We start from the raw sequence: 14,121 nt of genomic DNA on the forward strand, positions 1-14,121 counted from the left end.
TTTCCTCCATTCATTATTATTTAATTTCTAACCATATTGAGGGAAAGATACAGAAATCTTTCCCAAACCTCCATTATATTTACAAAATTTCTCTACCGATTTGGGAAGATATGGAATCTTCCCATCAACCTCTATTTTTCAAACAATGATTGAATCTAAAAAAGCATTACATTTTAGGCAGAATATGATCCGGATTAACCATGGAATTATGGAAATATTGTCTTTTGTATTTAATGAACGAAAATTTGGGACCGCTAACTCCCCATTTAGGATTATACCCAAAAATATTGACATACTCATCCAAATCATTACGTTCCTCTTTCAATGCCTGAGTAACATCATATAATGCTTTTGTATCATCGATTGCCCTGTGAAAGTTAACTTCCTTAATGCCATAATGTCTTACGGCATGGATTAATCGGTGAGGAAACTTCATCCTGTCCTTAACTACGGTCAAGGTATCAAGCCAGTCCAAATTATCCAGAATGTCATCGACTTCATCAGACGGGTAATGCCTTTTAAGCAGAAAGTTGACAAACGCCAAATCAAACTGACAGTTATGGGCAATCATTAAGGTCCCAGGAGTTAGATTATCCTTCAAATCCTTTGCAACTTCTCCTTCACTTACGCCTTCTGTTATTAGCATCTCATCAGTTATTCCCGTGATTTCAGTGATTTTTGCAGGCAGGTCCTTCTCAATATTAATGAACCTGTCGTATTCCTTAACGATTCTGCCATCTTCAACAACCAGCATCGCCAGCTCTATAATCTGACAGCTTTCATATTCAAGACCTGTTGTTTCTGTATCAAAATATATAACCTTCATATTAACACGTTAAAGCAGTTTATGTGGTGCGTCGCTTTTATCCCTTGGATATTCATTAGTGGTTAATGGTTTTCCAATATGGTCAAGTCTGATGTCCAGGAATCTTCGGCCGTCTTCGCTGGCACAGAATATGGGAACCTTCACTCCGTAATAATACGGCCTATTTGCATCGGCATACTCTGAAATTGCCTTGGATGCGCATGCCGTTACAATATCCGCATTTTCAAACAGCATCTCAACCTCATCAGGACTGGCTCCTGTCGTATGGGCCACGAATATGTAGACATTCACATCATCCCCTACAGGATAATTCCGGATTTCCTCAACCATCGGGGACGGCAGAATGGTAATTGCAATATTTTTATATCCCTTATCCAGAGCGATTTTCAACCCTTCCAGCTGATTCAGCTCTGCGGTTTCCTCATTCAGGATAATGCAGTCCTTCTGCTTTAGTTTCTCGATTACTTCAGGAATTGGTGTTGTGCTCACAAGGCCGGATACCCTTCCGCCGACACCCTGTACGACACGGGGATTGGTCATAAGCAATGTTCCTGCACCGTCACATGCTCCAACAACACAGTCGATGTTTCCCTTCTCAATGTTGGTTTTCAGTATCTCTGATATTCCGACGGTTACCAAATCATCCATCTCTATGACCCGTTCAGGAGTGCACATACCGAAATCCTTTATTCTGAAATTGATGTTTTTTCTGATGAATTCCTCATTCAATTCATCGACTTTGTGCATTGCGTGAAACATTGGACAGTATTTCATTTCGGATTCGCCGACCTCTGTAATTTCACCGTTTTCAATTACTACACGAACTTTTCCAAGTGTTTCTATGATATGTCTATCTTGAACCATCTTATCACCATTGTTAATATTTTGAAAACCCCTATAAAAAAAGATTTGCAAATAAAGACAACCATTAATATTCAAAAGCGATTCTGATGTCAATATGGACATTTAAACATTGAAATATTTTAAATTACATTAAAAGATTAATATTAAAGAAAAACTTCTATATATTAGAAATTATCATAATTATTAATGATTAGTCAAACTATGAGGGATAAAATTGACTCAAAAAAGTGAAGCGCAAAAGGGCAACATCACTCCCGAAATGGAGTATGTTGCGGAATATGAAAATATAGATGTAAATAAACTAGCTAGACTTATTGACAAGGGATTGGCTGTAATTCCAAAAAATGTCAATGGACATTCAAAGCCCTGCGGAATTGGGGAAGGCCTGAAAACAAAGGTCAACGCAAATATAGGGTCATCATCAAAGATTGATGACATAAATCTGGAAATCGACAAGGCAAAACTGGCACAGGAATACGGTGCGGATGCACTGATGGACCTGTCAACAGGATCCGATTTGAAATTATTTAGAAAGGAAATAATGAATGCAGTGGACCTTTGTATAGGTACGGTGCCGATTTATGAAGCGGGCGTCGTCACATTGGGCAAAAACAAGGAAATCATTGACATGGATCCTGATGACATTTTCAAGGCCATTGAAAATCAGGCAAAGGAAGGCGTTGATTTCATGACCCTCCACTGCGGAATAACAAAAGACCTGGTTCAAAAGCTTAAAGATGCCAACCGCATGATGGGAATTGTAAGCCGTGGAGGAACATTCATGGCATCATGGATAAACCACAATGAAATGGAAAACCCATTATATGAGAATTACGATTATCTGCTCGAATTATCCTACGAATACGACATTACATTATCACTGGGAGACGGATTGAGACCAGGATGCCTGGCAGATGCAAGCGATATCCCTCAAATTCAAGAGCTTGTCAATCTGGGCACTCTGGTAAAAAGGGCACAGGACGCCAATGTCCAGGTCATGGTAGAAGGTCCAGGACACATGCCTCTCAATCAAATCAAGGCAAACATGGAAATCCAAAAGACCATATGCCACGGAGCCCCATTCTACGTTTTGGGCCCGCTGGTTACTGACCTTGCTCCAGGTTATGACCACATCACCGGAGCCATCGGAGGAGCAATAGCCGCAACTGCAGGCGCCAGCTTTTTGTGTTACGTAACCCCAGCAGAACATCTTTCACTTCCAAGTTTGGAGGACGTCAAGGAAGGTGTTGTCGCATCAAAGATTGCTGCCGAAGCGGCGGATGTTGCAAAAGGCCTTCCTTCAGCATGGCAACGCGAAAAGGAAATGGCAAAGGCACGCAGGGAATTTGACTGGGAAAAGCAATTTGACTTGGCTCTCGATAAATCAAAACCAAGAAAATACCGTGACAAATGCGAACTTGACGATGATGAGATGTGTGCAATGTGCGGAGAATATTGCGCAGTAAAAATAGCTAAAGGAGACTTCTAATGAAATATCAGGAACTCGTTGACGTTTACTCAGCACTTGAGGCCACAACAAAAAGACTTGAAAAGACTGAAATCATAGCCGAGTATCTCAAAAAACTGGACTCCGACACCATTGAAAAGGTAGGACTTTTAATCCTGGGAACGGTTTTTCCCGCATGGAGTTCAGAAGAAATCGGTATTGGAGGAAAATTGGTTGAAAGGGCAGTGGCCGAAGCTGTCGGAACTACACAATCAGCAGTTGAAGATGCTGTGCGTGATGAGGGAGACATCGGCCTTGCATGCATCAGGCTATACGCCAAAAAGTCACAGGTGACATTTTTCTCACAGCCCCTTACAATCGATTTCGTCTTCAACAGCCTTCGAAAGCTCTCACAGATTTCAGGTTCCAGGTCAACAAACCGCAAGATTGCAGTTCTTCTTGAGCTGCTAAGCCAGGCCAGCCCGACCGAAGCCAAATACCTTACCCGTACAATTACAGAGGAATTGAGAATCGGTGTCGGTGACGGAGTGGTCAGGGATGCAATAGCCCAGGCATTCGATATCGACAAGGCAGTGGTCGAAAGGGCACAGATGCTTACCAATGACTTTTCGGTTGTTGCAAGAACCGCAAAGGAACAGGGCAGTGCAGGTCTGGAAAAGCTCAACCTGACACCGGGAACACCGGTCAAGCCTATGCTTGCACAGCTGGCGCCTCCTTTGGATGAAATCATTCCTGAAATGGGATGTGCATTGTGCGATACAAAATATGACGGAATAAGACTGCAGGTGCACAGAAATGGTGATGAAATCAAAATATTCACCCGCAGACTAGAAAACATCACTCATGCATTGCCCGAAATCGTTGAATTGTTTAACGAGCATTTGCCTCACGAAGACTACATTGTGGAAGGGGAAGTGATAGCCACACGCAACGGCAAACCTCTGCCGTTCCAGAATGTCCTGCACCGGGTTCGAAGAAAACATAACGTGGAAGAGGCTATGGAAAACGTTCCGCTAAAAGTATATCTCTTTGATGTAATGTACTATAAGGTGCCGATGATTGACGAACCTCTGAAGGTTAGAAGAAAGACCCTTGAAAGCATTGTCGACACATCAGTCGACGAGATGAACCTGAGCACAATGAAAATAGGAAATGCAGACAACATCAGTGAGATTCAGGGACTCTTTGAATGGTCAATCAATGAGGGTCACGAGGGAATCATGATCAAGGACTGCTGTGAACCGTACATACCGGGCCTCAGAGGCAAAAAGATGCTCAAGTACAAGGCAGAACCCGAAACCCTTGACATGGTCGTTGTTGGGGGAACATACGGCATCGGAAAACGTGGAGATTTTGTAGGGTCCTATCTGGTTGCACTCAGGGATGAAAATGATGACTTCAAAAGCATTGCACTGGTCGGAACAGGCCTGGACGATGCAACATTAGAATATCTGACAGCCAAGATGAAGGAATTGGAAATTTCAACAAAGGGCCGTGAAATCAAGGTGGAGCCGAAAATAGTCATGGAGATTGCATTTTCTGAAATCGTCGAATCCCCCGAATATGAAACCGGCTATTCATTAAGATTCCCGGTTGTTAAGAATATACGTAAGGACAAAAGTCCGATGGACGCCGACACTGTTGAAAGGCTGCTTTCAATGTATGAGACCGGAAACTAGATTTCAGGTCAATATTGGCAAATGAAAGCAATTTGACGCTGAAAAATCCTATCATCTATTTAAATTCCAAAGGACAATTATGAAAGTATGGAAATTACAGATGACAAGTTACTGAAGATAGCATTGGTAACTTCACTTATTGGAATAATTGGCCTTATAGCCTTTACGCCAACGATTGAAGTTAAAGAAGTCGACATCAAGGACATTAACCGTGGAATGATAGATGAAGAGGTCAGAATTCAAGGGGTGATTACGGATGTGGCCCAGTCAAGTTCAAAGACAAGCTATTTTTTAACCATCAACGATGGTGAGGCCCAAATCCAATTGATCATTTTTGAAAGCCAGGTGGCCGAAATACAGTCAAAAAATCTTGACATTGAGGATTTTGAAAACCGCAAGGTGAATGTTGTCGGAACAGTTACCCAGTACAATTCCGAAATGGAACTGATTTTATCAAGTGGCGACAGTTTGCGGATTGTTAACTAACAATATATTTTTATTAGTCAAAATCCAAATGTAATCTATATAAATTTTATAGGAATTTTAAATATGTCTGATAAAAAAAGATTATTTGGAACTTTTGGAGTTAGAAGAACAGCTAACGATGTCTTAACTCCTGAATTTGCCACAAGACTTGCTGCTTGTTATGGAACACAAATAAAGGGAACCGTTGCGGTCGGTGGAGATACCCGTACAACTTCACCAATGTTAATGCAGGCCGTTACTGCCGGACTACTGTCCAGCGGATGTGATGTAGTGGATTTGGGAATATTGCCAACTCCAGGTGTTCAGTATGCAGTTCGCAAGTACTATGATGGCGGAGTAATGATTACCGCTTCACACAATCCTCCAAAATATAATGGAATCAAATTCCTGGATGAGGACGGTATAGGCATACCGGATGATATGGAGCTTGAAATTGAAAGATTATACTTTGACAGCGAACCTGATCGTGTGGAATTTTTTGAAATCGGCGAAATCTATCACAATGACAAAATAATCGATGAATATGTCGATGAGGCAGTTTCTAAAGTGGACACCGAAGCGATTAAGAAAGCAAATCTGAAAGTTGTTGTTGACTGCGGTTCCGGTGCAGGATGCTATACTGCTCCATACCTGATTAGAAAGCTTGGATGCGATGTTACAACCCTTAACTCACAGGCTGACGGATTTTTCCCTGGCCGTAACCCTGAACCTATTGAAGAAAACCTTCAGGAACTAATTAGCGTCGTTAAGGAATTGAATGCTGATATCGGTCTTGCCCATGACGGAGATGCTGACAGAACCATCTGCATTGACGAGAAAGGAAACTTCGTTTTGGGAGACAAGACATTCACCCTTGTTGAACGTGAGATGCTTAAGGAAAACGACGGAGGAATCATCGTAACCACCGTTGCAACCTCCCAGGCAATCTATGACATTGCAGATGAGTTCAATGGCGAGGTAATAGCCACTGCAGTTGGGGACTTGCTTGTTGCCCGTAAGCTCAAGGATGAAGACGGCCTGTTCGGCGGAGAAGAAAACGGAGGTTTGATTTTCCCTGATTTTGTCTATGGAAGAGACGCAGTAATGACTGTAGCCAAAATCCTGGAAATTCTTGCAAAATCCAAAAAGCCAATGTCCGAGTTAGTGGCTGAACTGCCGGTTTACTATGCAAGCAAGATGAAAATCGAATGTCCGGACGATGAAAAGGAATTCGTCATGAACAGCATTGCAGAAGAGATTCAGACAACCACAGATTTTGAATTGGATTTAACAGATGGAGTTAAAATCTTAAAGGATGACGGTTGGGTAATTATCAGACCATCCGGAACTGAACCGATCTTCAGATGCTTTGCCGAGTCCGACTCACAGGACAAGGCTGACGAGATGACTGACTGGGGAATAAGTTTAATTAAAAAGTACAGAAAATAATTAAACCCCTTCATTTTTTCTTTTATTTTAATTACATTTAGAGTTGATTAAAACCATACTTTAACCAAAAAAAATTAATTTGATAATAGCTACTTTTAATATACATGACTTGACTGATTAAAAACAGAAATGTGAATAGGGCAGTCTACATTAAAAGTATTCCAAACATTCTTCTTTTAGGAAAAAGGCATCCTCATTGTCGGGGCTTCTAAGCAAAACCATATTGAAGCTTTCCACCGCCTCTTCGAATTTTCCCAATTCCATCAGAACAACACCCTTGTTCAACAAAAAGTCTATATTATATTTTTCCAAGGATATTGCCTTGTTGAAGCATTCCAAAGCCTCATCGAATTTTCCCAAATCAATGTAGGCATTTCCCATCCTGTTGATTGCTGAGGCATCCATTTCCGAATCGTCCAGACATACCTCAACAGCCCTGTCAAAGGATTCTATGGCCTCTTCAAGCATTCCCATATCTGTTAGAAGGTTTCCACGGGAATTCCAAACCTCGGGATTTTCCCCATCAATGACTATGAGCTTGTCATAAACCCTGAGGGCATCATCATACCTTCCAAGCATTTCCAGGATAAAGCCCCTCCAGTAAAGGACAATCGGACTGCTTGGGCGATAGTTATATGCAATGTTGCTTACCTTCAAAGCCTCGTTGATGTTGCCTGAGTTCAAAAGGGCAATTGCCTTGTTGTTTAAAATGTAAATGTTGTCAGGTTCCAGGTCCAATGCCTTGTCATAGCACTCTATTGCCTCCATGAACCTTCCAAGCCTTGAGAGGTTATCCCCCTGCTTGTTCAACAGGTAAACGTCATGGGGATCCAGCCTTAGTGCCGCCTCATAGCACATGGTCGATTTGTCGAACTTACCGCTGTCAAACAGGATATCAGCCCTTTTGGTAATCATGGCCTTTTCATCAATCTTGTCTCCTCTCCAATCGTCAATGTGAATCTTTTCAAAATAGATAATCTGGAATTCCTCATCAGGATCTATACGTCCCCCATACATCTTTTTGAATTCTCTCAACATGTCCTTGGAGTCCTTAAATCCTTCCTGACGGGCAAGTTCGTCATTGTCCTGAATCTCTGAGAACGGAATGCTTTCAACACCGGTTACGAAAGCTTCAAAAATTTTCATCTTTTCCTTTGAAACAAGATTCCAGTAACAGTATAGTCTGTCACCAACCTTAAGCGGTGTTTTCCATGCTTTACGTATTGTACGGGTTTTCTTACCTGTAATAACATCTATATCATTGCTTGAAAATGACAAAATTGGCATCCGAACACCTTCCTTAAACGACCTGCTCTCCGAATTCTGCGGACTTGACCTTGACGGTACCGTTGAAGTATGGCTTAATCTCACGGGCCAGTTCAATCAGGTCATGAGGATTTGGAACTTCGACCTTTTCCAGTTCCGGGTCAAGCACGTTCTTATTTCTGAACTGTTGAATTGTATACACTTCAGCCTCTATTTCGTCGACAAGATTTTTAATGTCCTTTTTTGTGTGTAAAGTCGGGACAAAAGTAGTTCTAATTTCAAGGTGCACACCTGCCTGATTGATCAGCTCCATTGATTTTTTAACATTGAAGCCGACATTGGCACCTGTGATTTTTTTGTATTTTGAAAATGTAGTTTTGACATCAAGGGAAACATAGTCAAGCAAGCCCATCTCAAGAATTTTGTGAAGCTTGTCGGGATATATTCCGCTTGTGTCCAATTTTGTTTTTAGGCCTATCTGGCGTACATACTTTAATATTTCGATGACTGCATCTGTCTGAACTAGCGGTTCGCCGCCTGAAATTACAACGGCATCCAAAAAATCAACTGAAGAATCGATTTCATGCATGATTTCCTCAAAAGACTTTTCGGTGTTATCCTCTATCAGTTCCACATTATGACAATATCTGCATGCCAGCGGACATTTTGACATGAAAATGACCAGAGACATGTTTCCATGAAATTCAACTGAAGAGATAACGCTGCCGCCTACATACATTAGCTTAAAACCTCTTTTAATATTTCAATAAATTTCGCATCCTCTTCAAGGGTGCAGATGCTTATCCTAATCCAGTATTCGTCAAGACCCTTGAATGAAGTGCAGTCCCTTACGATTATTCCTTTCTTCATAAGTTCCAGGGCAAGTTCGCTTGCCGTAAATCCTGTGCCTTCAACGCGTATCAGCATGAAGTTTGATTTTGAAGGGAATACTTCCAATCCGTCAATCTTTGAAACCTCATCATAAAGGAATTGCCTTGACTCGATTCCCTTTCTGATTGACTCTTCAATGTAGTGCTTATCCCTGAATGTATTGAGTGCCGCAACAAAAGATAATCTTGTAAGGGAAAATACAGGTTTTATTCTGTGCATATACTCAATAATCTCTTCGCATGCAAGGCCATATCCTATCCTCATGCCTGCAAGGCCAAGCACCTTGGACATTGTTCTTATGATGAAAATGTTATCATACTCATTGATCAGGTCCTTGTTTGTAACTTCTGAGTATTCAAAGTAGGCCTCATCAATGACGATTAAAATATCCGGGTTTCTGGAAGCGATATCCATCAGCACTTCCTTTTCAATCAGAGTTCCGGTAGGATTGTTGGGGCTGCATAGGAAAATCATTTTTGTTTTGGGAGTGATTGAATCAAAGATTGAGTTGACGTCCAATCTGTTTTCATCCAGATCCCATCTTGCGTAAACCGGTTTTGCCCCATACTGCTTTAAAAGATATTCATAATACATATAGGAAGGCAGTGGAACAATGAATTCATCGCCGTTGTCGATGAATGTCTTTGCAAGAACATCAATGATTTCATCGGCACCGTCTCCACCTATGATTACCTGTGACTGCTCAACTCCCGCATACTCGGCAATTTCAAAAACAAGTTCATGCAACTGAGATTCGGGATATCTGTTGATTGAATTGATTTCCTCACGAATGGCATCCATGGCCTTTGGAGATGGGCCCCATGGGTTTTCATTCGAACCCAGCTTTATGATGTCTTCCTTTTTCAGGTTGAAATCTTCTGCAATCTCATCCTGAGATCTTCCCGGAACATAGGAGTCCATTTCTTCTACAATTTGTCTTGCTTTCATAATCTAGTCTTCTTTATATTGTTTGGAAAGTTTTACGTAATTGTCAGCATTGTTTTGAATCATTTCGATTTGCTCTGGAGAAACGTCCTTAACCGCCTTTGCCGGAACGCCCAAAATCAGGCTTCCTTCAGGGAACTCCTTTCCTTCGCTTACTACAGCTCCCGCTCCAACGATTGAGTTTTTGGAAATGTGCGCTCCATTCAGGACGGTCGCATTCATTCCAATCAAAACGTTGTCATCCAATCTGCAACCGTGAATGACTGCAGCGTGTCCGACTGAAACGTTGTCACCGATTTCAACCGGAAAACCTTTGGTACAGTGGACGACACAATTGTCCTGAACATTGGACCTGTTTCCAATCCTTATGGAATCAGTGTCTCCACGAACAACGGCTCCGTGCCATATTGACACATCTTCACCTAATTCAACGTCACCAATTACCTGTGCACCGGGGCATATTACAATAGAGTCTTTATTATTTTCCATAATATCGCCGTTTATTTGTGTATTTTATTTTTATCTTGTATAATATGATTTTGTTTTACCAATACTCTTGTATCGGAGGGTACATCATCATACAACAAAACCCCAGAACCTATAGTGGAATTGTGGCCCACCTTTACTCCAGGTGAAAAGCTTGAGTTGATTCCAGTCTTTACGGCATCACCGATAATGGATCCGAGCTTTCTTCTTCCACTGTCTATCATCTGGTCCTTGATTTTGGTTTTGACTGAACGGTTGTCAAAACGCAGGTTTGCGATGTTGGTTCCTGCAGCTATGTTACAGTTAGATCCGATAACTGAGTCTCCAACATAACTAAGGTGACTGACGTTGGTGTTTTCCATGACGATTGAATTTTTGATTTCAACCGCATTTCCAACGTGAACATTGTCTCCAAAATAAGAATTGCCTCTGATATATGAATTCGGACCGATGTCACAGTTTTTGCCTATGTATACGTTTCCTTCTATGTAGACTCCTGCCCTGATTATGCTTCCCTCATCCAGAAATATTTCGCCGTGTATATGGGCTCCTTCCTCAATTGTTCCTTTTATTTCAGTTTTAAGCTGACTGATTAACTCTTCATTAACTTCAATTAGCTCCCAAGGCCTTCCGACATCAATCCAATCCTTGTTGGTGGTGTGTCCAATCACCTTTTTGCCGTCGGCAATCTGGAGTGAAACTGAATCGGTTATCTCATATTCGCCACGTTCTGAAATTTCTGTTTTTGAAATCTTGTCAAAAATATCATTGTTGAATACGTAAATACCCGCATTGACAAGATTGCTTGGAGCTTCCTCTTTTTTAGGCTTTTCCACAATGTTTTTAATGTTTCCGTTTTCGATTTCAACTACACCGAATGCAGAAGGGTCTGCCACTTCAGTTAAAAGCATAAGAGTGTCGGGCTTGAGGTAGTTGTACTTCTTGATGATTTCATTGATGATTTCGTTATCCAGGATAATGTCCCCGTTCAAAACAATCAGGCTGTCCTCAATAAAGTCCTCACCATATCCTATAGCATTTGCAGTGCCTAGAAAATCTTCCTGCCTTTTATAAGAGATGTTAACTCCGAATTCACTGCCGTCTCCAAAATAATCACGAACCATTTCTTCTTTGTATCTTACTATTAACAGAATATCTTTAATTCCATTGTCCCTTAATGATTCAATGTTATATTGAATAATTGGCTTTCCAGCAACTGGCAACATGGTCTTAGGCTTTGTAAGTGTTAATGGCCTCATTCTAGAACCTTCACCAGCACTTAAAATAATCGCTTTCATTTAATTTTCCCCTTAAAAATTATCTAATAATAATATATGTTTAATCATTCCATTATAAATTAATTTTGTTTAACCAATGAAAATTATTAAATAATACTTACAATAAACTAGAATCATATTAGCTATGCTAATAGCAAAACTATAAAGGAGATAATAAAATGACTATATATGTTTGTTTACACTGCGAATACAGATTCGATTCCGAAAAAGGAGACCCTGCATACAACATTCCTGCTGGAGCAACTCCTGCAGACATGCCAGAGGACTGGGGTTGCCCAGAATGCGCAGCATTAGGTGTTGACGCATTTATCGCTGAAGAAGAATAGATACTCTTCTTCATTTTTACTTTTTTTAAAAAAAAATTGATTTAGAAGAAAGATTTTTCTTCTATAGGTTTTCATTAATTATTTTAACACAGATATCCTTGATTTCCTCTGCACGTTTTTCACTGCGTGATTCCAAGGTTATCCTAATATAGTCCTCGGTTCCTGACGGCCTTACAAGCACCCAGCTGTCATCGGAAAATGTCAGCCTGACGCCGTCAAGGGAGTTTACCTCAACTATATCGTCAAATGATTGCATCAACAGGCCTTCCATGTTTTCCATGACATTGACCTTGGCATCTTTTGAACATGTTATCTTTTCACGGATATTTGGATATGACGGAATTTCAGCCAATAAATCAGACAGCTTGCCGTCCCTTGAAACTATTTCTGCCATTCTCAAACCGGACAATATGCCGTCCGGACACATGCAGAAATCAGGGTGCAGCCATGTTCCTGAAGGTTCCCCTCCAAATGCCGCATTTTTCTCGATAATGACCTCGGCAACATTGACGTCACCTACAGGAGTTCTTAGAACTTCGCCCTTTACGGACTCGTCCATGCATAATCCCGCATCGACTGTTGTTACGATGTCACCATCAAATTCCTTAGATATCAATGCCAGAAGTGAGTCGAATGGTGAAATGTTACCCTTTTCGTCTACTGTAATCATCCTGTCGGCATCCCCGTCATGGGCAATTCCCAAATCTGCCCCAATGGCCACAACGGTTTTCATCAATGTCTGCAGGTTTTCCGCATTAGGTTCCGGGTTACGGCCAGGGAAAAATCCGTCAGGCTGTGAATTCAATGTTGTCACTTCGCATCCTGCCTTTCTAAATACTAACGGTGATATTTCGCTTCCTGCACCGGATGCGCAGTCGACTACAACCTTAAGGCCTTTTTTGATGTCTACCATGCCGACCAAATCATCAATGTACTTGCCTTTGATTTCTTCATTTACACTTAATTTACCGACATTTTCCCAGCTGACTGAAATGTATGATTTCTCGGCATATATCTCCTCGATTTCACGTTCCTGTGAGGAAGTGTATGCCATTCCATTCCTGTTCCATAGCTTTATTCCGTTATATTGTGAGGGATTGTGTGATGCGGTGAGCATGATTCCGGCATCGGCATTGAGTTTTTCGGTAGCATATCCAACCAGCGGTGTTGGAACCATACCGATCTTGACCACATCGACTCCGCTTTCCAAAAGTCCTGCTGTGATTGCCTGGTCCAGCATCCTGTTTGTCGTACGGGTATCATATCCAATCACTACGCTACCCTGATTTCCCAAGTAATATGCCAGGGATTTACCAACATTCAATGCAAGCTCACATGTTACTTCTGAGCCTACCTTTCCTCTGATTCCGGATGTTCCAAAAAGTTTTTCTGCTACCATATTCCTCACCTATGCACCGAATTTATGAGCGTAATTCATCAAGTCCATCATGATATTCATTACGTCTGATCCTCTGATTCTGTTGAGTCCTCCCTTTGCGCATGCCCTTTCGGAAAATTCCTTAACATCGTCTGTTCTGACTTCAGGACCTCTGATGAGGACAGGTACAGGATCTCCTGAATGGTTCATGACGGATATTGGGGTTGAATGGTCTGCTGTCAGGTAAATGTATACGTCCTCAAGCTTGATTAGTTCGCTCATCACAACTTCATCAACCTTTTCTATGAATTCCTTTTTCTCTTTTGTCTGGCCGTCATGGCCCGCTTCGTCGGCTCCATCTATGTTTATCAGGAAAAAGTCATGGTCTGAATTTTTGACCTGGTCGATGATTGTATCACGAATATTGTCAAGGTTTGTATCAATTCCGCCGGTTACGTCTTCCATTTCGATGATGTCCATTCCCGCAAATCTTCCGATTCCCATAATCAAACCGGTTTCAGCAATGCATGCGGAGTTGACCTCATATTTTTCATTCAGTGACTCGACAACAGGAACTTCACCTGCCCCACGGGGAATGACTATGTTTGCAGGAGGCTGGCCCTCTTCAATTCTTTTCAGGTTGACCGGATGGTCCTTTACCATCTCATATGTTTTGACAACAAGCTTGTTTAAGATGTCAGCGGTTTTTGCCGCTTCGGGAGTATCGTCAAGTGCCTTTACCTCTTTAGGTTTGTTGCCTTCAACCTTAGGGTCTGCATC

13 protein-coding genes and 1 pseudogene are annotated in these 14,121 nt (G+C 41.5%); 5 read left to right on the top strand and 9 right to left on the bottom strand.

Annotation, left to right across the window (positions count from 1 at the left end):
• Window positions 1-166 precede the first annotated feature (166 nt).
• Both ACJMLO_RS01960 and ACJMLO_RS01965 read right to left on the bottom strand, forming a co-directional pair.
• A complete protein-coding gene (locus tag ACJMLO_RS01960) occupies window positions 167-826 on the bottom strand; it encodes a PolC-type DNA polymerase III (protein WP_405293394.1) in 660 nt (219 codons plus the stop codon).
• A gap of 9 nt (window positions 827-835) precedes the next feature.
• Window positions 836-1,690, bottom strand: a complete 855-nt coding sequence (locus ACJMLO_RS01965) for a methanogenesis marker 8 protein (protein WP_405293396.1) — start codon at window positions 1,688-1,690, stop codon at window positions 836-838.
• A 214-nt stretch (window positions 1,691-1,904) separates the two neighbouring features.
• Between ACJMLO_RS01965 and thiC the strand changes: the two genes are divergently transcribed.
• The 4 genes from thiC (at window position 1,905) to glmM (ACJMLO_RS01985) (ending at window position 6,751) form a co-directional block, all read left to right on the top strand.
• Window positions 1,905-3,179 (top strand): phosphomethylpyrimidine synthase, encoded by a 1,275-nt coding sequence (gene thiC, locus ACJMLO_RS01970; RefSeq protein ID WP_405293398.1) that lies wholly within the window; start codon window positions 1,905-1,907, stop codon window positions 3,177-3,179.
• A complete protein-coding gene (locus tag ACJMLO_RS01975; RefSeq protein ID WP_405293400.1) occupies window positions 3,179-4,837 on the top strand; it encodes an ATP-dependent DNA ligase in 1,659 nt (552 codons plus the stop codon). The genes thiC and ACJMLO_RS01975 overlap by 1 nt, the downstream gene beginning before the upstream one ends.
• 87 nt (window positions 4,838-4,924) lie before the next feature.
• Entirely contained in the window at window positions 4,925-5,323 is a 399-nt protein-coding gene (locus ACJMLO_RS01980) for an exodeoxyribonuclease VII large subunit (RefSeq protein ID WP_405293402.1), read from the top strand.
• Between the two features lie 63 nt (window positions 5,324-5,386).
• Window positions 5,387-6,751 (top strand): phosphoglucosamine mutase, encoded by a 1,365-nt coding sequence (gene glmM, locus ACJMLO_RS01985; RefSeq protein ID WP_405293404.1) that lies wholly within the window; start codon window positions 5,387-5,389, stop codon window positions 6,749-6,751.
• A gap of 150 nt (window positions 6,752-6,901) precedes the next feature.
• Here glmM (ACJMLO_RS01985) and ACJMLO_RS01990 read toward each other — a convergent pair whose 3' ends face one another.
• The 5 genes from ACJMLO_RS01990 to glmU are packed head-to-tail and all read right to left on the bottom strand — an operon-like array spanning window position 6,902 to window position 11,637.
• Window positions 6,902-8,038: a tetratricopeptide repeat protein gene (locus tag ACJMLO_RS01990; protein ID WP_405293406.1), complete on the bottom strand. Its 1,137-nt coding sequence runs from the start codon at window positions 8,036-8,038 to the stop codon at window positions 6,902-6,904.
• A gap of 13 nt (window positions 8,039-8,051) precedes the next feature.
• Entirely contained in the window at window positions 8,052-8,756 is a 705-nt protein-coding gene (locus ACJMLO_RS01995; RefSeq protein ID WP_405293408.1) for an anaerobic ribonucleoside-triphosphate reductase activating protein, read from the bottom strand.
• The gene (gene hisC, locus ACJMLO_RS02000) at window positions 8,756-9,856 is read right to left on the bottom strand and encodes a histidinol-phosphate transaminase (protein ID WP_405293410.1); all 1,101 of its coding nucleotides are present in this window, start codon (window positions 9,854-9,856) and stop codon (window positions 8,756-8,758) included. The genes ACJMLO_RS01995 and hisC overlap by 1 nt, the downstream gene beginning before the upstream one ends.
• Window positions 9,857-9,859: 3 nt before the next feature.
• Entirely contained in the window at window positions 9,860-10,342 is a 483-nt protein-coding gene (locus ACJMLO_RS02005; RefSeq protein ID WP_405293412.1) for a gamma carbonic anhydrase family protein, read from the bottom strand.
• Between the two features lie 11 nt (window positions 10,343-10,353).
• On the bottom strand, window positions 10,354-11,637 hold the full coding sequence (glmU, locus tag ACJMLO_RS02010; RefSeq protein ID WP_405293414.1) for a bifunctional sugar-1-phosphate nucleotidylyltransferase/acetyltransferase: 1,284 nt from the start codon (window positions 11,635-11,637) through the stop codon (window positions 10,354-10,356).
• 158 nt (window positions 11,638-11,795) lie between these two features.
• On the opposite strand from glmU, the gene ACJMLO_RS02015 reads away from it, so the two are divergent.
• Window positions 11,796-11,963: a rubredoxin gene (locus tag ACJMLO_RS02015; RefSeq protein WP_405293416.1), complete on the top strand. Its 168-nt coding sequence runs from the start codon at window positions 11,796-11,798 to the stop codon at window positions 11,961-11,963.
• Between the two features lie 61 nt (window positions 11,964-12,024).
• On the opposite strand, the gene glmM (ACJMLO_RS02020) is transcribed toward ACJMLO_RS02015, so the two are convergent.
• Together glmM (ACJMLO_RS02020) and ACJMLO_RS02025 are read right to left on the bottom strand one after the other, a co-directional pair.
• Complete coding sequence (gene glmM, locus ACJMLO_RS02020; RefSeq protein ID WP_405293418.1) at window positions 12,025-13,362, bottom strand: phosphoglucosamine mutase; 1,338 nt, start codon at window positions 13,360-13,362, stop codon at window positions 12,025-12,027.
• A 9-nt stretch (window positions 13,363-13,371) separates the two neighbouring features.
• A pseudogene (locus ACJMLO_RS02025) lies at window positions 13,372-14,121 on the bottom strand (phosphoglycerate mutase); the annotation flags it as partial.

Source organism: Methanobrevibacter sp. (assembly GCF_045120835.1).
In the GTDB taxonomy this organism is placed as follows: domain Archaea; phylum Methanobacteriota; class Methanobacteria; order Methanobacteriales; family Methanobacteriaceae; genus Methanocatella.

Bases quoted from the DNA above. Each gene is read 5' to 3' on its own strand.
- ACJMLO_RS01960 (WP_405293394.1), bottom strand. From the start codon at position 826: ATGAAGGTTATATATTTTGATACAGAAACAACAGGTCTTGAATATGAA.
- ACJMLO_RS01965 (WP_405293396.1), bottom strand. From the start codon at position 1,690: ATGGTTCAAGATAGACATATCATAGAAACACTTGGAAAAGTTCGTGTA.
- ACJMLO_RS01975 (WP_405293400.1), top strand. From the start codon at position 3,179: ATGAAATATCAGGAACTCGTTGACGTTTACTCAGCACTTGAGGCCACA.
- ACJMLO_RS01980 (WP_405293402.1), top strand. From the start codon at position 4,925: ATGGAAATTACAGATGACAAGTTACTGAAGATAGCATTGGTAACTTCA.
- glmM (WP_405293404.1), top strand. From the start codon at position 5,387: ATGTCTGATAAAAAAAGATTATTTGGAACTTTTGGAGTTAGAAGAACA.
- ACJMLO_RS01990 (WP_405293406.1), bottom strand. From the start codon at position 8,038: ATGCCAATTTTGTCATTTTCAAGCAATGATATAGATGTTATTACAGGT.
- ACJMLO_RS01995 (WP_405293408.1), bottom strand. From the start codon at position 8,756: ATGTATGTAGGCGGCAGCGTTATCTCTTCAGTTGAATTTCATGGAAAC.
- hisC (WP_405293410.1), bottom strand. From the start codon at position 9,856: ATGAAAGCAAGACAAATTGTAGAAGAAATGGACTCCTATGTTCCGGGA.
- ACJMLO_RS02005 (WP_405293412.1), bottom strand. From the start codon at position 10,342: ATGGAAAATAATAAAGACTCTATTGTAATATGCCCCGGTGCACAGGTA.
- glmU (WP_405293414.1), bottom strand. From the start codon at position 11,637: ATGAAAGCGATTATTTTAAGTGCTGGTGAAGGTTCTAGAATGAGGCCA.
- ACJMLO_RS02015 (WP_405293416.1), top strand. From the start codon at position 11,796: ATGACTATATATGTTTGTTTACACTGCGAATACAGATTCGATTCCGAA.
- glmM (WP_405293418.1), bottom strand. From the start codon at position 13,362: ATGGTAGCAGAAAAACTTTTTGGAACATCCGGAATCAGAGGAAAGGTA.